This window comes from Bacteroides intestinalis DSM 17393 (genome assembly GCF_000172175.1).
In the GTDB taxonomy this organism is placed as follows: domain Bacteria; phylum Bacteroidota; class Bacteroidia; order Bacteroidales; family Bacteroidaceae; genus Bacteroides; species Bacteroides intestinalis.
Genome location: NZ_ABJL02000007.1, coordinates 456,177 through 473,449 on the forward strand (window position 1 = coordinate 456,177; position 17,273 = coordinate 473,449).

The window sequence follows — 17,273 nt, forward strand, 5'->3', positions numbered from 1 at the left end:
TAGCATCATATTAAAATAATTAATAGAAGAGATATCAATATGAAAAAGAATTATTTGTTGCTTCTGTTTGTGTTTTGTACCTCTATGGTTTCAGCACAGAATTGGGAGCCTCTTTTCAATGGAAAGAATCTGAGTGGCTGGAAGAAACTGAATGGTAAGGCCGAATACAAAGTAGTGGATGGCGCTATTGTGGGTGTTTCAAAGATGAATACTCCTAATACCTTCCTGGCTACCAAGAAAACGTATGGTGACTTTATCCTGGAATTTGATTTCAAGATAGACGATGGATTGAATTCTGGCGTACAAGTACGTAGTGAAAGCAAGAAAGACTATCAGAAGGGCCGTGTACATGGCTATCAGTTTGAAATAGACCCTTCAAAGCGTGCATGGTCGGGTGGTATCTATGATGAGGCTCGCCGTAACTGGCTGTATCCTTTGACACAGAATCCAGCAGCTAAAACAGCTTTCAAAAATAATGAGTGGAATAAGGCTCGTATTGAGGCTGTAGGTAATTCTATTGCTACCTGGATTAATGGAGTACCTTGTGCTAATATTTGGGATGATATGACTCCTGTAGGCTTTATTGCTTTGCAAGTACATGCTATCGGCAACGCAGCTGATGAAGGAAAGACTGTTAGCTGGAAGAATATCCGCATTTGTACTACAGATGTAGAACGTTACCAGACAGCTCAAAAAGCACCGGAAATCAATGTTATTCCTAATACAATTTCTCCGAACGAAGCCAAAGAAGGTTGGGCACTCCTTTGGGATGGCAAGACTTCCGAAGGCTGGAGAGGAGCTCGATTGAACTCTTTCCCGGAAAAGGGTTGGAAGATGGAAGACGGCATCCTGAAAGTAATGAAGAGTGGCGGTGCAGAATCTGCTAACGGTGGCGACATCGTAACAACTAAAAAGTACAAGAATTTCATTCTGAAAGTTGATTTTAAGATTACTGAAGGTGCTAATAGCGGTGTGAAGTATTTTGTTAGTCCTGATATGAATAAGGGAGCCGGTTCAGCTATCGGTTGTGAGTTTCAGATTCTTGATGATGACAAGCATCCGGATGCTAAGTTGGGCGTAAAAGGTAACCGTAAATTGGGTTCGCTTTACGATTTGATTCCTGCTCCGGCAAACAAACCTTTCAATAAGAAAGACTTTAATACGGCTATGATTGTTGTGAAAGGTGATCACGTAGAACATTGGTTAAATGGTGTGAAGCTCATTGAATACACACGTCAGAATGAAATGTGGGATGCATTGGTTGCTTATAGCAAGTATAAAAATTGGCCTAATTTCGGAAATCATGAGTCAGGAAATATCCTTTTGCAAGATCATGGAGATGAAGTCTGGTTTAAGAATATAAAGATCAAAGAATTATAATTAATATTATGTCTTCGAAAAGGGCAAGTTGCAACACTGTGGCTTGCCTTTTTCATTTTTCTCTTAAGAAACACAGATTTGAAAATGTCGAATGTAATTCAACATCTTTATAAGTTCTCATCTGTCCACGGTGGACTGCTTTATGCTTGGTTTCCATCGATGCATACACGCGTTGATATAGTGCTGTGTAGCAAGCAAGGTGAAGAGGCCTTGATGTTTGTGGTCGGTGCTGTCCATGAAATGCTATGCCGTTTGGAAAAGATGGCAAATTATTATGATGTAGAGAGTGAACTGGCATATTTGAACCGTGCAGCAGCCACGGAACCACAACCGGTCAGTAAGGAGCTTTATGATATGCTTGCTTTCTGTGTAGAATGTTATACTCGAACTGACGGATGTTTCGATGTCACTATTCATTCGGCTAATTATACACGTAATTCTATCTATAGTATTCAACTCTCACCTCAGGAACATACTCTCTTCTTTTTGCAACCTGGAGTGACTATCAATCTTTCCGGTTTTTTGAAAGGATATGCTTTGGAGAAGATACGGGAGCTACTTCAGCAATATGAAATAGAGAATGCATTGGTTAATATGGGGAATAGTTCTGTATTGGCTTTGGGGCATCATCCATTGGCTGATGGGTGGAAGGTTAACTTCGGACAAAGTGCTGTCACGCAAGCGAAAGAATGGCCGGAAATATTTCTTAAAAATGAATGTCTCACAACTTCGGGTAATGATTCGCATGAGCGGAAACATATTATCGATCCTCAGAGTGGAAAACTGGTAGAGGGGAAAAGGGAAGTAGCAGTTGTTACGGCTAACGGAGCTGTAGGTGAGGTGTTGTCGACTAGTTTATTCGTAGCTGATGCTCGTCAGCGTGAACTTTTGAAGGTAGAATTCTGCCCACGTTTGATTCTTGATCTTTAAAATCTTTCTTTGCTTTGATATATATGCTATTTCTATCATAGTATAAAAGACATGACAAACAAAAATGGTGGTATAAGAAGAGAAATGTATACTCCTGAAAAGTAAGAATTGCGTCAGAAAAAGTAATTATCCAGTCAAGGAGGCGTCCTAAGATGCAATTGACGTAATTATTCCATACGTTGAATCTTTTCTGTTATCCTGTGTGTTTTCGATTCTCTACTTTTGTATCACCATGAAAATATCAATTTTATGAAAACACATTTAATACTTTTCTTATTGTTTTTTATATGGACGTCTTGTGGAAATTCTACAAAGCCGTCTGCTCCTACATCAACAGATGATGATTTTGAGGTACTGGAAGAACGTTTGCCTATAGCAGACCCGTATGTACTCTTTTACGAGGATTGCTATTATGCATATGGAACAAATGTCCGGGGGTTCGAAGTTTATACTTCTACCGATTTAAAACATTGGCATCGGAACCGCAATTTAGCTTTGGCACCCGAAGATTCTTGGGGGAATAAAGGCTATTGGGCACCTGAAGTTTATTATGTAGAATCGTTGAAGAAGTTTTATATGTTCTATACAGTAAACGAACAGGTTTGTGTTGCTACTTCCGATTCGCCTGAAGGACCGTTTGTGCAGGATGTGAAGCAGCCTCTCTTTGGTAGTGAAAAGAATATTGACCCTTCTCTTTTTATAGATTCCGATGGTAAAGCATATCTCTATTTTGTCCGTTTTACGGGTGGAAACGTCATTTGGTGTGCAGAAATGAATTCTGATTTGAAAAGCTTGAAAGAGGAAACATTGACGAAGTGTATTGAAGCGCAGGATGAATGGGAACGTAAACAGGCTACTGTAGCTGAGGGACCTTCCATATTGAAGCAGAATGGAGTCTATTATTTGCTTTACTCAGCCAATCATTTTGAAAGTAAGGATTATGCTGTAGGCTATGCCACCTCGGATTCTCCTTTCGGACCTTGGGAGAAATATAGTGGAAATCCCATTCTCAGGAGAGATATGGATCAGACTGCGAGGTTGTCGGGTACTGGCCATGGTGCTCCTTTTATCTGCGAAGACGGAAGCTATAAATACATATTTCATGCTCATGCCAGTGAAGAGAAGGTACAACCTCGTTCTTCCTATATCAAGGATCTTACTCTCTCAGATAAGGGGATAGCATCAATTCATGGAACAGTTATCCGACCTGTAGTTGTGAAATAACTAATGAATAATTAAGATAAACTTTTGGATTTTATGAAACGATTGATGACGCTATTGCTGGGATTTGCTACCTTGGCGGGATGTACCTCACCCCAATCTGAGCAGCATGTGAAGAATGAATTGCGTGCGCCTGCCTATCCGTTGGTTACTATTGACCCTTATACGAGTGCATGGGCTTTTCAAGATAACTTGTATGATGGTGCAGTGAAACATTGGACCGGCAAGAGCTTTCCTCTGATTGGCGTAGCTAAAGTAGACGGACAAACTTACCGTTTCATGGGAGCGGAAGAACTCGAATTGAATTCTGTGGTTCCCAATTCGGAGCAGGAAGACTGGGTAGCGAAATATACAGTGGTACAACCGGCTGAAGGGTGGCAGAATATGGACTTTAATGATAGTCGATGGAAAGAAGGCAAAGCTGCTTTTGGAACCATGGAAAATGAGCATACTGCCAAGACGCAATGGAGTGAAAAGTATATTTGGGTACGCAGAACTATAGATCTTCAGGAAGATTTGGCTGGTAGGAGTGTATACCTTGATTATTCACACGATGATGACGTAATTATTTATATCAATGGTGTCAAAGTGGTGGATACAGGTAATGCTTGTAAGAAGCATGCCCAGGTGAAACTTTCGGATGAAGTGGCCGCTTCTTTGAAAAAGGGAAAGAATCTGATAGCTGCGTATTGCTACAATCGTGTGGGAAATGCCTTGCTGGACTTTGGACTATTGGTTGAACAGGAAAACTATCATTGTTTTGAACAGACTGCAGAACAAACTTCGGTAGATGTACAAGCTATGCAAACCTATTATACATTTATTTGTGGGCCAGTTGATCTGAAACTGACTTTTACAGCTCCTTTGTTTATGGATAATCTGGATTTAATGACTCGTCCGGTTAATTATCTCTCGTATGAAGTTGTTTCCAGAGATGGTAAAAAGCATCAGGTGGATTTGTATTTCGAGGCCTCTCCGCAATGGGCGGTTGATGTACCTCATCAGAAATCTATAGCTGGTAGTTTTGAAGAAGGCGATTTGCTGCTTTTACGTACCGGAAGCCAGAGTCAGGAGATTCTGAAAAAGAGAGGGGATGATGTCCGGATTGACTGGGGCTATTTTTATTTAGCTGGTAAAAAGGATAATGCGACTTATGGTATCGGCGATGGCAAGACTCTACGTAAGAGCTTTTTGGAGAATAAATTAGATGCACCGGCTACTGATGGTTATGATAAATTAGCCTTGGTATGTTCGTTAGGTGAAACAAAGAATGCTGATGGTTATCTGATGCTGGGATATGATGATATTTACTCCATCCAATATTTTGGTGACAATTTGCGTCCTTATTGGAATCGCTCAGGGAAAGAAACTATTGTATCTCAGTTCCAGAAAGCTGCGGTTGACTATCAGAAACTGATGAAGGATTGTGCTGCTTTTGATAAGAAATTGATGGAGGAAGCTACTGCAGTGGGCGGTCGTAAGTATGCTGAACTTTGTGTATTAGCTTATCGCCAATCTATAGCTGCCCATAAACTTGTAGAAGCTCCGAACGGTGAATTATTGTTCCTTTCTAAGGAGAACTTCAGTAACGGTTCTATTGGAACTGTTGATATTACATATCCTTCGTCTCCTTTATATTTACTTTATAATCCGGAATTGGCCAAAGGGTTGCTTAATCATATTTTCTACTACAGTGAAAGTGGTAAGTGGACTAAACCGTTTGCTGCCCATGATGTCGGTACTTATCCACTGGCTAACGGACAGACATACGGTGGTGATATGCCTCTGGAAGAGAGCGGTAATATGTTGCTGGTGACTGCTGCCATTGCTGCCATAGAGGGAAATGCGGACTATGCAAACCGTCACTGGGCTACATTGACCACTTGGACTGATTATCTGGTGGAATATGGTCAAGACCCGGGAAACCAACTCTGTACAGATGATTTTGCAGGACACTTTGCTCACAATGCGAATCTTTCTATAAAAGCTATATTGGGTATTGCTGCTTATGGTTATTTGGCCAATATGCTGGGAAAGACTGAAGTCGCTGAGAAATATACAGATAAAGCAAAAGAAATGGCTACCCAATGGGTAGAGATGGCCGATGATGGCGACCACTACCGTTTGACATTTGATAAGGCAGGCACTTGGAGTCAAAAGTATAATTTGGTATGGGATAAATTGATGAATTGGCAGATATTCCCGGAAAAAGTAGCTGAAACGGAAATTGCATACTATCTGACCAAGCAAAATCGCTATGGTTTGCCACTTGACAGTCGTGAAACATATACCAAGACTGACTGGATTATCTGGACAGCCACTATGGCTAAGGATAAGACTACTTTTGAAAGTTTTGTTGATCCGGTTTATAGCTTTATGAATGAGACTGTTGACCGCATTCCAATGTCTGATTGGGTCTTTACAGATAGTCCGAAACAACGAGGCTTCCAAGCTCGTTCGGTGGTAGGCGGATATTTCATTAAGATGTTTGAAGAGAAACTGCATACTAAATAGTATGCAGTTTTATCAAAAGTTTCGCTATTTAGAAAATAGATATTATAGTCTTGTCGAGAAATGTCTGTAGGGGCATATTTTGGTTTTATAATTGTATTTCTTGAAAAGATCGTTCTATTGTTTTTTCTTATAAAGAGATAATTTTGCTTCGTGAAAACAGAAATTTCGTTTAATGTTAAATCTAATAATAAGCCTATGGTATAAAGAGAGACAATTTTTAATTAATCTAATTTGCTGGCTAAAAATTTGCTTGCAATACACTGTATTAATAAAAAGTACGGAATATTCATCTTCCGTAATATTTCTAATCTAATATCTATAAAACATGTCTAAGAAAATCTTATTTTTATTTTTTTGCGTGTTTGCACTTGCAGCACATTCTCAGAATGTTGTAATAAAAGGTTCTGTAACGGATGTTAATAAGGAACCTTTGTTGGGTGTGAATATTAAGGTAAAGGGAACTACTACAGGTACCATTACCGACATCGATGGTAACTTCTCGATAAATGGGCCAAAGGGTGCTACACTTGTAATTTCTTATATTGGTATGGTGACCCAAGAAGTGGAATATAAAGGACAACCTTTGAATGTTGTATTGAAAGACGATTCCCAGGCTCTGGAGGAAGTGGTAGTTGTAGGTTATGGTTCGATGCGTAAGAAAGACCTTACGGGGTCTGTAGTACAAGTACGTCCGGACAAGATAGCTAATGATAATCCCAAGACAGTACAAGATGTCTTACGTGGTACACCAGGTTTGACGGTAGGATACGGTGAAAGTGATGCCGGTGCTAAAGGTGGTGGCTCAATGAAGATCCGTGGTCAGCGTTCAGTTTATACCGATGGTGGGCACAATGACCCGTTGCTTATTCTTGATGGAATGTTCTTTTATGGTGAGCTTTCTGAAATTAATCCGGATGACATAGCACAGATTGACGTGTTGAAGGATGCTTCTGCTGCTGCTGTTTATGGTGCACGTGCTGCGAATGGTGTTATCATTATTTCTACTAAAAAGGGTAAGCAGGGTAAACCGACAATCAATTTTACAGCTAGCATCGGATTGACTCAAAAAGCTGCTTATCGCGACAGGTGGCAGAGCCCGGAAGCATATCTGCAACATTATGTAGACTGGAAGGAAAAAAATACGTATGGTGTAAATGCTGAAACCGGTGAATATGCCGCTTACTCAAGACCGGGTAATGAATATACTTCAAAACCGGGTTACTTCCGCAATCCTAATAACCTTGACGATGTGTCTTTGGAAGCATGGAGAGGTTATACTACCAATGATGAAGGGGAATCAGACCTGAGTATTTGGGCAAGACGTTTGGGATTTAGACCTAATACAGCTTTGATGGATAATCTTTTGTCCGGTAAGGTTATGGACTGGCAGGACAAAGCATTCCGTCTGGGATTCAACCAAGATTATAATGCTAGTATCAGTGGTGCAGGTGAGAAGATTGACTATTATATGTCATTAGGTTACTTGCGTAATGAAGGTGCTTTTGTAGATGATACTTATCGTGCTATTCGTGGTAATTTCAAATTGAATGCAAAAGTGACTGATTGGTTTGAAATAGGTGCTAACATCAATTTCCAGGATCGTTCAGATGGTGAAATCGGTATGGATAAAGGTGGTTTCATGGAAAACAGTCCTTATGCAGTATTTAAGGATGATGAGGGTAATTATGTACAAGACCCTTTGATGTTCCAGTATGACCGTAATAATCTGACAAACTGGTATTACGAAAAACAGTTTTTGGAATTACAGAAAGGATATACCACATTCAATACGATTTTTAATGCGAAATTGAAATTACCGTTTGGTATTACTTATACATTCAATGCTGCTCCGCGTCTCCAGTATTTCCATGATCGTTACTTCATGTCTGCTGAACGGCCGAATTCTAAACCAACTGACCGTGGAGTGAATCGTGAACAAGCTAAACGTTTCGACTGGTCTTTGAATAATACCATTACTTGGGATCATACTTTTGCTGATAAACATCATGTTATTTTGACACTGGCACAAGAAGCTGAAGAACGTCAGTATTGGTCAGACCGTATTGAAGCCCGTAACATTTTGCCATCTGATGTACTTGGATTCCACAATACACAAAATGGTGATAAGTCGGCAAGTTCGTTTAGAAGTGATGACTCACATCAGACTGCTGATGGTTTAATGGGGCGTGTGTTCTATTCTTATGATGATCGTTATATGGCTACTTTCACTATGCGTCGCGATGGTTATTCGGCTTTCGGTTCTTCTAATCCTTACGCTTACTTCCCCTCCGGTGGTTTGGCATGGACTTTCTCTAATGAAAAGTTTTTCCAGCCGTACACTCACATCATGAGTACAGGTAAATTGCGTGTATCTTTCGGTAAGAATGGTAACCGTTCGCTGGCTAATCCTTATGAAGCCCTTGCTAACCTCTATCCGGGTGGTGGAAAGATGCAGGGCTATATTACATCTTCTGGCGATTTATACTTGATGCGTTACTTAATGGCTCAACGTATGGAGAATCCGGGTTTACAGTGGGAGAAGACACAGTCTTGGAATTTTGCTTTAGATTTTGGTTTCTTGAATGATCGCATAACCGGTACATTGGAATACTACCGTATGAGTACCAAAGATATGATTATGGGACAGCGCTTGCCTAACTTTACAGGTTTTGAAAGTATCACGACCAATTTGGGACAAGTTGATAACAATGGTTTGGAAATTGCTTTGAACACGTTGAATATTGATAATAAGAATTTCCAATGGAGCACAACATTCAGCCTCTCATACAATAAGAACCGTATTAAACATCTATATGGTGATTATGAAGATATATTGGATGCTTCAGGCAATGTGATTGGTAAAAAAGAAGCTGATTACGTGGGTAATGGTTGGTTTATTGACAGACCTATCAGTGCCATTTGGGACTATAAAGTGACCGGTATTTGGCAGAAAGATGAAGTAGAGGAAGCAAAGAAATATGGTCAGGTTCCGGGTGATCCAAAAGTATGGAACAATCCGGCTAACGATGAATATGATGCTGATGGAAATCTGAAGAAGGTTATTTATAATAATGATGATAAAGTATTCCAAGGACAAACGGCAGCTCCCGTAACTTGGGCATTACGTAATGACTTTACTTTGTGGAAAGATTTGACATTATCCATCAACATTTATTCTCGTATGGGTCATAAGAGTTTGGAAAGTATGTATCTGAACAATGACGATGATGGTGGTGGTATGACTTACCGTTTAGTGAATAAACCAGCAAAAGAGTATTGGACAGTAGATAATCCAAGCAATAAATATGCGCGTATTGAAGCACAAGGTCCTGAAGGCGCTAGAGGAGCCCGCAGACTTTATAACCGTTCTTTTGTCCGTTTAGAAAATATTTCAATAGGTTATACATTGCCCAGACAATGGACAAAAAGAGTAGATATTGAACGTGCTAAGGTATATGCCACAGTTCGGAATGCTGCTGTATGGGGCTCTAAGGACTGGGAATATTATGGTGACCCGGAAACAGGCAATTATGCTTCTCGTATTTGGACACTGGGACTTAACTTAACATTCTAAATCTTTTAACTCAAGAATAAATATGAAAAACTATATTCAAAAATTTATTTGCAAGGGATTTATCCTGATGGCCGGAGCTTCAATGGTGCTGACCGGTTGTAAAGAAAGCTTTCTGGAACCTGATCCGCAAACCATGTTCAAACCTAGTGAAGTGTTTACTACAGAAGATGGTATTAGGTCTGTATTGGCTATCTGCGATCGTCAATTGAAGAGAAACTATGTGAGTGAAGATTCTCGTGAAATGATGGCGTTGGCTACAGAATACACCTTCTCTGATTTGATGGTACCTGCTGCGACTGATAAATCAGGATTCCTTGATAATGTAGATAATATGTTACGTTCGAATAGCGATCAGAGTACAGAAAAAAACTTAGGTCGTACAAACAGCATCTATTTCTTTTGGCGACAAGGATATGAAGGTGTTCGAAATGCCAATACAATACTTTCATTTATAGATGGTGTCCCTATGGATGAGACGTTAAAGAAAGAATATATTGGTCGTGCCTATTTCCATCGTGCTTATCGATATTATGCATTGGTATTCCAGTATGGGCATGTGCCTTTACTTACTAAATTGACATCATCTCCTAAATTGAGTTACCATTCTACTCACAGGGATGCAATTCTGGAGAAGATGGCGCTTGATATGGAGTTTGCCGTTCAGTGGGTACCTGAACAAAAGGATATGCAATATATTGGTATGGTGAATAAGGGAGCTTGCCGTATGTTACTGTCTAAATTATATCTGGCTCTTGGCAGATATGAGGATGCTAAGAAGCAGTTAGATATTCTGATTGACCAGTCCGGTTATTCATTGATGACAAATAACTTCGGTACCTTCTTTGAAGGTGGTGAACCTACTTCTTGGCCTATTACACGCAACGTGATTTGGGATTTGCACCGTCCGGAGAACAAACTGATTAGCGCTAACAAGGAAGTTATTATGGGTATGCCTAATCGTGGAGCGGCGGCTGAATCGTTTATTCCGATGCTGAGTATGCGTATCATGTATCCTTTCTTCTTTGATGGTAGAATCAAGATGCCCGATGGTAAACAGGCGTTGTACAACCTTGACCGTACTAACAGCAAATACCGTGTGGAATATGACTATATGCGTGGGCTAGGACGTGGTATTGCAACTTTCCGTACCAGTACTTTCTATCAGGATGGATTGTGGGCTGTAAATGGCAAGATGGACGAAACGGACTTGCGCCATAGTTCAGAAACCGGAAACTGGATGCACATGGAAAATTTGCGTTGTAACAATGTAGACTCCGAATTCTATGGACAGAACATTATGCTTCATTCCGATAGAGATTTTTGGGGTGTAAAAGACGGAGAACCTGTGCTGATTACCGCAAAGGGACAATTGTTGTGTTCCGATACAATTCGACGCTGGTTTGATGTGCCTCATTACATTTTCTGTCTGGATGATGTGGTCAACCAAAATTTGATTAAAAATAATGGTCTTGAAGGAGCTACTGAGGGCAGTGTTGCCGACTGGTATCTCTATCGTTTGGCAGAAGCCTATTTACTTCGTGCTGAAGCTAAATTCTACATTAATCCGAGTGATCCGACTATCAAAGATGACCTGAATATCATCAGAAAACGTGCACAATGTTCTGAACTCTATACTGGCAATGTGACTATCGGTGATATCATGGACGAACGTGCACGTGAACTTTTCTATGAAGAGTGGCGTAATGTAGAGTTGACTCGTGTATCTCTCTGTCTGGCTCGCAGTGGAAGACCTGATGAATGGGGCAATACCTATAATGTGGAAACTTTTGACAAACAAACCGGTACAGATCTGGATGGCGGTAGCTATTGGTATCAACGTTGTGTACGCAAAGGTATGTACAACAAGGGCGTAACGATTCGTGTTGATGCCACTAAGACAGACATTAACTTCATTATGGGTAAACATAATATTTATTGGCCGATTCCTTATAATGCTATCGAGGCTAATAAAAATGCCAAGCTGTGGCAGAATGTAGGTTATACAGAATACGACCCTGCTACTCCTATATGGAATACTTGGGAAGAAGCCGTAGCTGATGAAGATAAAATTTAATCAATCACTTTCGCTATAGTGCGGAAAGAATATTGGAGGTATATAGATCGGCAAAGTCAGAATGGTGAATCGCTGTGAGAAATATACCTCCATTTTCTTTTTATCATAAATATTTGTTCTGATGAAAAAGTTCTTTATAATATCGGCATTATGTTGCCTGACGGCATGTTCTTCATCATCGTCAAAAGCGGAAGATGATCCGGTAGATCAACCGAAGAATGTATATTATAATCCGGTTATAAACTATAGTTTGCCTGATCCTTCTGTTATCAAAGGAGAGGATGGCTATTTTTACTTATATGCTACCGAAAATATTCGTAATCTGCCTATTCATCGTTCCAAAAATTTAGTAGATTGGGAATATGTAGGTACGGCTTTTACAAATGATACTCGCCCGGACTTTGAACCAAAAGGAGGATTATGGGCGCCTGATATTAATAAAATAGGCGATAAATACGTGCTTTATTACTCCATGTCCGTTTGGGGAGGCGAGTGGACCTGTGGCATCGGATGTGCTACTGCCGATAAGCCCGAAGGCCCTTTTAAGGATCATGGAAAAATGTTTCGTAGCAATGAAATCAATGTGCAGAATTCTATTGATCCTTTCTATATAGAGGAAGGAGGACAAAAATATCTGTTTTGGGGCAGTTTCCGGGGCATTTATGCTATCGAACTATCAGATGATGGACTTTCCCTTAAAGAAGGTGCTACACCCCAAAAAGTGGCAGGAACTGCCTATGAAGGCACTTATATTCATAAGAAGGATGGTTATTACTACTTTTTTGCTTCAATAGGTACTTGCTGTGAAGGATTGAACAGCACATATACAACAGTAGTAGGACGTTCAGAAAATCTTTTCGGCCCTTATGTTGATAAAAAGGGCGGGAATATGCTCGACAATAAACATGAAATCCTGATTCATAAGAATAGTGCTTTTGTAGGCACCGGCCATAATTCTGAGATTGTGACGGATAATGCCGGTAATGATTGGTTTTTCTATCATGCGGTAAGCGTAAAAAATCCCGAGGACGTATGTTGCTGATGGATAAGATTGAGTGGAAAGATGGATGGCCATCTGTAAAGGGTACTTCTCCATCAATAGAGGCAGAAAAACCTGTATTCTAACAACTATAAAACAAATGCGATTATGAGACTAAAGAGATTGTTTTTTGGAGTAATGCTTTTAGCGGGCATTACAAATGTAGGGGCTATGGAGCATTCTCTGGGAGATGTTTCGACCTCTATTTCTTTAAAAGTTCCGGGTAATGACGCCCAACACTATTCACTGACACTTCAGAAGCAGCAGGACGGTGTGTATACCTGCCAGTCTTCCGAGCAGTTACCATTGGTTATTACCCGTCAGGTAGTTGATAAAGATGGCAAGCAGCGTATTAACGTTGTCATCATGGCCTTGGATACTGTTTATTTCAATTATGGCGAGCAAATAAACACCGGATACCGTCATTCCGATTGCCAGTTCTACATGCCCGGCTTCTGGTACCGCCAGAATCTTCGTTCTCCCGAAAAGGCGCCTTCTTTCCATACCTCGGATAGCTGGCTGGTACGCGAAGACCGTCTGAGTAGTCCTCTGACTGCCGCCTTCAATTCAAGTAAAGGCAAGTCCATGTCAGTCATCCGTATTGACAAGTTTGACAAGGAGGCTTTGGCTACTCACAAAGAAGGCGAGGTCATAGTCTCCGGTGAGACTTCCATCGGCTATACCGGCTTCGAGAACATAGGTGGCATGACTGTCCTTTCCTATGGTTTCCCTTATAAGGAAGCTCCCAAGACTTATATCCGTAAACTGACTCTTGCCCCTTCGGTTGAGGCTTTCCAGCTGCTTCGCAAGGGTGATAGCATAACTCTGACCTGGGAACTGTCCGAGACTGATGCTTCCGACTTCTCTGAGTGCGTACAACGTACCTGGGAGTACTGCTATGACACGAACCGTCCCCAACCGGTCAATACCCCTTATACGGTGGACCGTATGAAAGATGTACTGAGCAACTTCTTTGTAGAGAGTTATGTGAATACTACTCCTACCCATTACTATTCGGGCGTTGAGCTGAAGACAGCCACTTGTGCCAGTACTGATGTTGCCGAAGTCGGCTTTGTGGGCCGTACATTGCTAAATGCCTTCAATGCATTGGAATACGGTTTCCAACAGAACCGTCCTGAACTTGTGAACAGTGCTAACAGTATCTTTGATACTTATCTTTCAAACGGTTTCTCTCCTGCCGGTTTTTTCAATGAGGTTGTCCATTATAACCGTGACTTTAAAGAGTCTAATCTCAGTATCCGCCGCCAATCGGAAGGTGTGTATGCCATTCTTAATTATCTGGCTTACGAGAAGCAATACAAGCGTAAACATCCCGAATGGGAGAACCGTCTGAAGGTAATTCTGGACAGTTTCCTCCGTCTTCAGAATGCCGACGGTAGCTTCCCCCGCAAGTTCAAGGATGATTTCTCTATCGTAGACGGTACCGGTGGCAGTACTCCTTCGGCTACTTTGCCTCTGGTAATGGCCTACAAGTATTTCAAGGACAAACGTTACCTGGAGAGTGCCAAGCGTACTGTAAATTATCTGGAGAATGAGCTTATCTCTAAATCCGATTATTTCTCTTCCACTTTGGATGCTAATTGTGAGGATAAGGAAGCTTCCCTTTATGCTGCTACTGCCACTTATTACCTTGCTCTGGTTACTAAAGGTGCGGAGCGTGCTCATTATGCCGAACTTTGCAGGAAGGCCGCTTATTTCGCCTTATCCTGGTATTACACCTGGGATGTTCCCTTTGCCGAGGGTCAGATGTTGGGTGATATCGGTTTGAAGACTCGTGGCTGGGGTAATGTGTCTGTTGAGAATAACCATATTGATGTGTTTATTTTCGAGTTTGCTGATGTGTTACATTGGCTTTCCAAGGAGTTCAATGAGGCTCGTTTCTCAGACTTTGCTGAGGTTATTTCCACTTCCATGCGTCAATTGCTTCCCTATGAGGGTCATATGTGTGGTGTTTCCAAAGTAGGTTATTACCCTGAGGTTGTCCAACACACGAACTGGGATTACGGTCGTAATGGTAAGGGATATTACAATGATATCTTTGCTCCGGGCTGGACGGTTGCTTCGCTGTGGGAACTATTTTCACCAGGACGTGCAGAACAATTTTTCTCTAAAAAATAAAGCATAAACATTATAAGCGAGTATGAATAAAATTATGATTATTTTAGCAGGATATGTGCTATTAGCATCAGCCTGTACAAGTAAGCAGGTCACTGAAAAGACTGCTTCAGGGTTGAATCCGGCTGATTTCCGTATGGAAGTGGATGGTAAACAGACAGACCTGTTTGTACTAAAGAATAAAAATGGTATGGAAGTTTGTATTACAAACTTTGGTGGACGTATTGTATCAGTAATGGTACCGGATAAAGATGGAGTTATGCGTGATGTTGTATTAGGACTCGATTCTATTCAAGACTACGTGAAACTTCCTACGAATTTTGGTGCTACCATCGGACGTTATGGTAATCGCATTAACCAGGGTAAGATTACCATAGACGGTGTAGAATATCAATTGCCACGGAATAACTATGGCCACTGCCTACATGGTGGTTCTAAAGGCTTTGACTTCCGGGTTTTCAATGCACATCAGCTGAGTGATCAGGTTTTGGAATTGAGCTATTTATCAAAAGATGGGGAAGAGGGATTTCCGGGTAATTTGACCTGTAAGGTCACTTTCTCACTGACAGATGATAATGCCATCGATATTCGTTATAGTGCCGAAACGGATCGTACTACGGTTGTTAATCTGACTAATCATTCATATTTCAACCTGGATGGTGATCCTTCCAAAGACAACTCGGATTATCTACTGACCATTAATGCTGATGCATATACTCCTGTGGACAGTACTTTTATGACTACCGGTGAGATTGCTCCTGTAGAAAATACAGACATGGATTTCCGTCAACCTACGGCCATCGGAGCACGCATTAATAATGATTTTATTCAATTGAAGTATGGTAAAGGTTACGATCATAACTGGGTACTCAATACAAAAGGGGATATTTCTCAGAAATGTGCTACTCTCGAATCTCCTAAAACTGGTATCGTACTTGATGTTTACACGAACGAACCGGGAATTCAGATTTATGCCGGCAACTTCCTTGATGGTACGGTAAAGGGAAAGAAAGGCATCGTATATGGTCATCGTGCTTCCGTTTGTTTGGAAACTCAGAAATATCCCGATACTCCTAATAAACCGGAATGGCCGTCAGCATTATTGAAACCGGGAGAGAAATATGATAGCCATTGCATATATAAATTTTCCGTAAGAAAATGATAAGACAACTGAGCAAATTAATTATTCATTTAAAGACTATAAGAATTATGAAGAGAGATTATCGTTTCATTTATCTATTTGTTGTGGCTGTATTTGTAATGACAAGTACCATCACCGCACAAGATTATTTCAGTAATTTCCCTGTAAGAGCAAATCCAAAAATCGTAGGGAAAAAGGTAAGTAGCCGCCTGATGGAGACCAAACACCAACTTTATGGAGATAGAGGTATACATTATGCTGAAGTCTGCACCTGGTATGGAGCGCTCCGGTTCGCTGAAATGACGAATGACAAGGAACTTACCAAGAAACTGAGAGAGCGTTTTGAGCTGTTGTTCCATCTGGAGAAAGACTTGCTTCCTCCTCCGATTCATGTAGACCAGAATATGTTCGGTTGTCTGCCTCTGAAACTGTATCGCATGACGAAGGACGAGCGCTATAAAGAACTGGGATTACCGTATGCCGATACGCAGTGGATTCTTCCTGAGAAGGCAAACGATGAAGAACGTAAATGGCATAAGAAAGGATATTCCTGGCAGACCCGCCTTTGGATTGATGATATGTATATGATTACCATTGTGCAAGCCGAAGCCTATCACGTAACGGGAGATAAAAAATACATCAACCGCGCTGCCAAGGAAATGGTGCTTTATCTGGATGAGATTCAGCGTGAGAACGGTCTCTTTTATCATGCGCCCGATGTGCCCTTCTATTGGGGACGTGGCGATGGCTGGATGGCTGTTGGTATGACGGAATTGCTTTTCAACCTTCCTGAAAACGATCCTAACCGTCAACGCATCCTCAAAGGATATCGCTTGATGATGGAGAACCTGAAGAAATATGTGAATGAAGATGGACTCTGGAACCAGTTGATTGACGAAAAGGACTGCTGGACGGAAACTTCCGGTTCGGCAATGTTTACGTATGCCATGATTTTGGGGGTGAAGAACGGATGGCTGGACAAGGATGAATATGGACCGATTGCCCGTCGTGCATGGTTGGGACTTTGCAACTATCTTGATGATAACAATGACTTGATGGAAGTTTGCATCGGTACAGGCAAGAAGAACAGCCACCAGTATTATCTGGATCGTCCCCGCATTACAGGTGATTATCATGGGCAAGCTCCCATTATTTGGTGTGCTTATGCGTTGCTGAGCGAATAAAATATTCTATTCTTCATAGTTGGCTGAAAAAGCCACTTTAATTTATATACTTCATAATCTCTTTATTGGGATTATGAAGT

At 41.0% G+C, this 17,273-nt stretch carries 9 protein-coding genes and 1 pseudogene; all 10 read left to right on the forward strand.

Going from position 1 to position 17,273, the window contains the following annotated elements; translation table 11 throughout:
* Positions 1–39 precede the first annotated feature (39 nt).
* The 10 genes and pseudogenes from BACINT_RS05760 (at position 40) to BACINT_RS05805 (ending at position 17,193) form a co-directional block, all read left to right on the forward strand.
* The gene (locus BACINT_RS05760; RefSeq protein ID WP_007661299.1) at positions 40–1,380 is read left to right on the forward strand and encodes a 3-keto-disaccharide hydrolase; all 1,341 of its coding nucleotides are present in this window, start codon (positions 40–42) and stop codon (positions 1,378–1,380) included.
* Positions 1,381–1,464: 84 nt separating this feature from the next.
* Positions 1,465–2,310: an FAD:protein FMN transferase gene (locus BACINT_RS05765; protein ID WP_007661301.1), complete on the forward strand. Its 846-nt coding sequence runs from the start codon at positions 1,465–1,467 to the stop codon at positions 2,308–2,310.
* 249 nt (positions 2,311–2,559) lie between these two features.
* Positions 2,560–3,534 carry a glycoside hydrolase family 43 protein gene (locus BACINT_RS05770; protein WP_007661305.1) on the forward strand — a complete coding sequence of 325 codons (975 nt, stop codon included), beginning with the start codon at positions 2,560–2,562 and terminating at the stop codon, positions 3,532–3,534.
* A 33-nt stretch (positions 3,535–3,567) separates the two neighbouring features.
* On the forward strand, positions 3,568–6,045 hold the full coding sequence (locus BACINT_RS05775; protein ID WP_007661306.1) for a glutaminase domain-containing protein: 2,478 nt from the start codon (positions 3,568–3,570) through the stop codon (positions 6,043–6,045).
* A gap of 325 nt (positions 6,046–6,370) precedes the next feature.
* Positions 6,371–9,619, forward strand: coding sequence for a SusC/RagA family TonB-linked outer membrane protein (locus BACINT_RS05780; RefSeq protein ID WP_007661307.1), 3,249 nt, complete (start codon positions 6,371–6,373; stop codon positions 9,617–9,619).
* Between the two features lie 22 nt (positions 9,620–9,641).
* A complete protein-coding gene (locus BACINT_RS05785) occupies positions 9,642–11,693 on the forward strand; it encodes a RagB/SusD family nutrient uptake outer membrane protein (RefSeq protein WP_007661311.1) in 2,052 nt (683 codons plus the stop codon).
* A 121-nt stretch (positions 11,694–11,814) separates the two neighbouring features.
* Positions 11,815–12,818: pseudogene (locus BACINT_RS05790) on the forward strand (family 43 glycosylhydrolase).
* A gap of 22 nt (positions 12,819–12,840) precedes the next feature.
* Positions 12,841–14,871, forward strand: a complete 2,031-nt coding sequence (locus BACINT_RS05795; protein ID WP_007661316.1) for a hypothetical protein — start codon at positions 12,841–12,843, stop codon at positions 14,869–14,871.
* A gap of 22 nt (positions 14,872–14,893) precedes the next feature.
* Positions 14,894–16,030, forward strand: a complete 1,137-nt coding sequence (locus BACINT_RS05800; protein ID WP_007661318.1) for an aldose epimerase family protein — start codon at positions 14,894–14,896, stop codon at positions 16,028–16,030.
* Positions 16,031–16,077: 47 nt separating this feature from the next.
* Entirely contained in the window at positions 16,078–17,193 is a 1,116-nt protein-coding gene (locus BACINT_RS05805; protein WP_044154798.1) for a glycoside hydrolase family 88/105 protein, read from the forward strand.
* Positions 17,194–17,273: the final 80 nt, after the last annotated feature.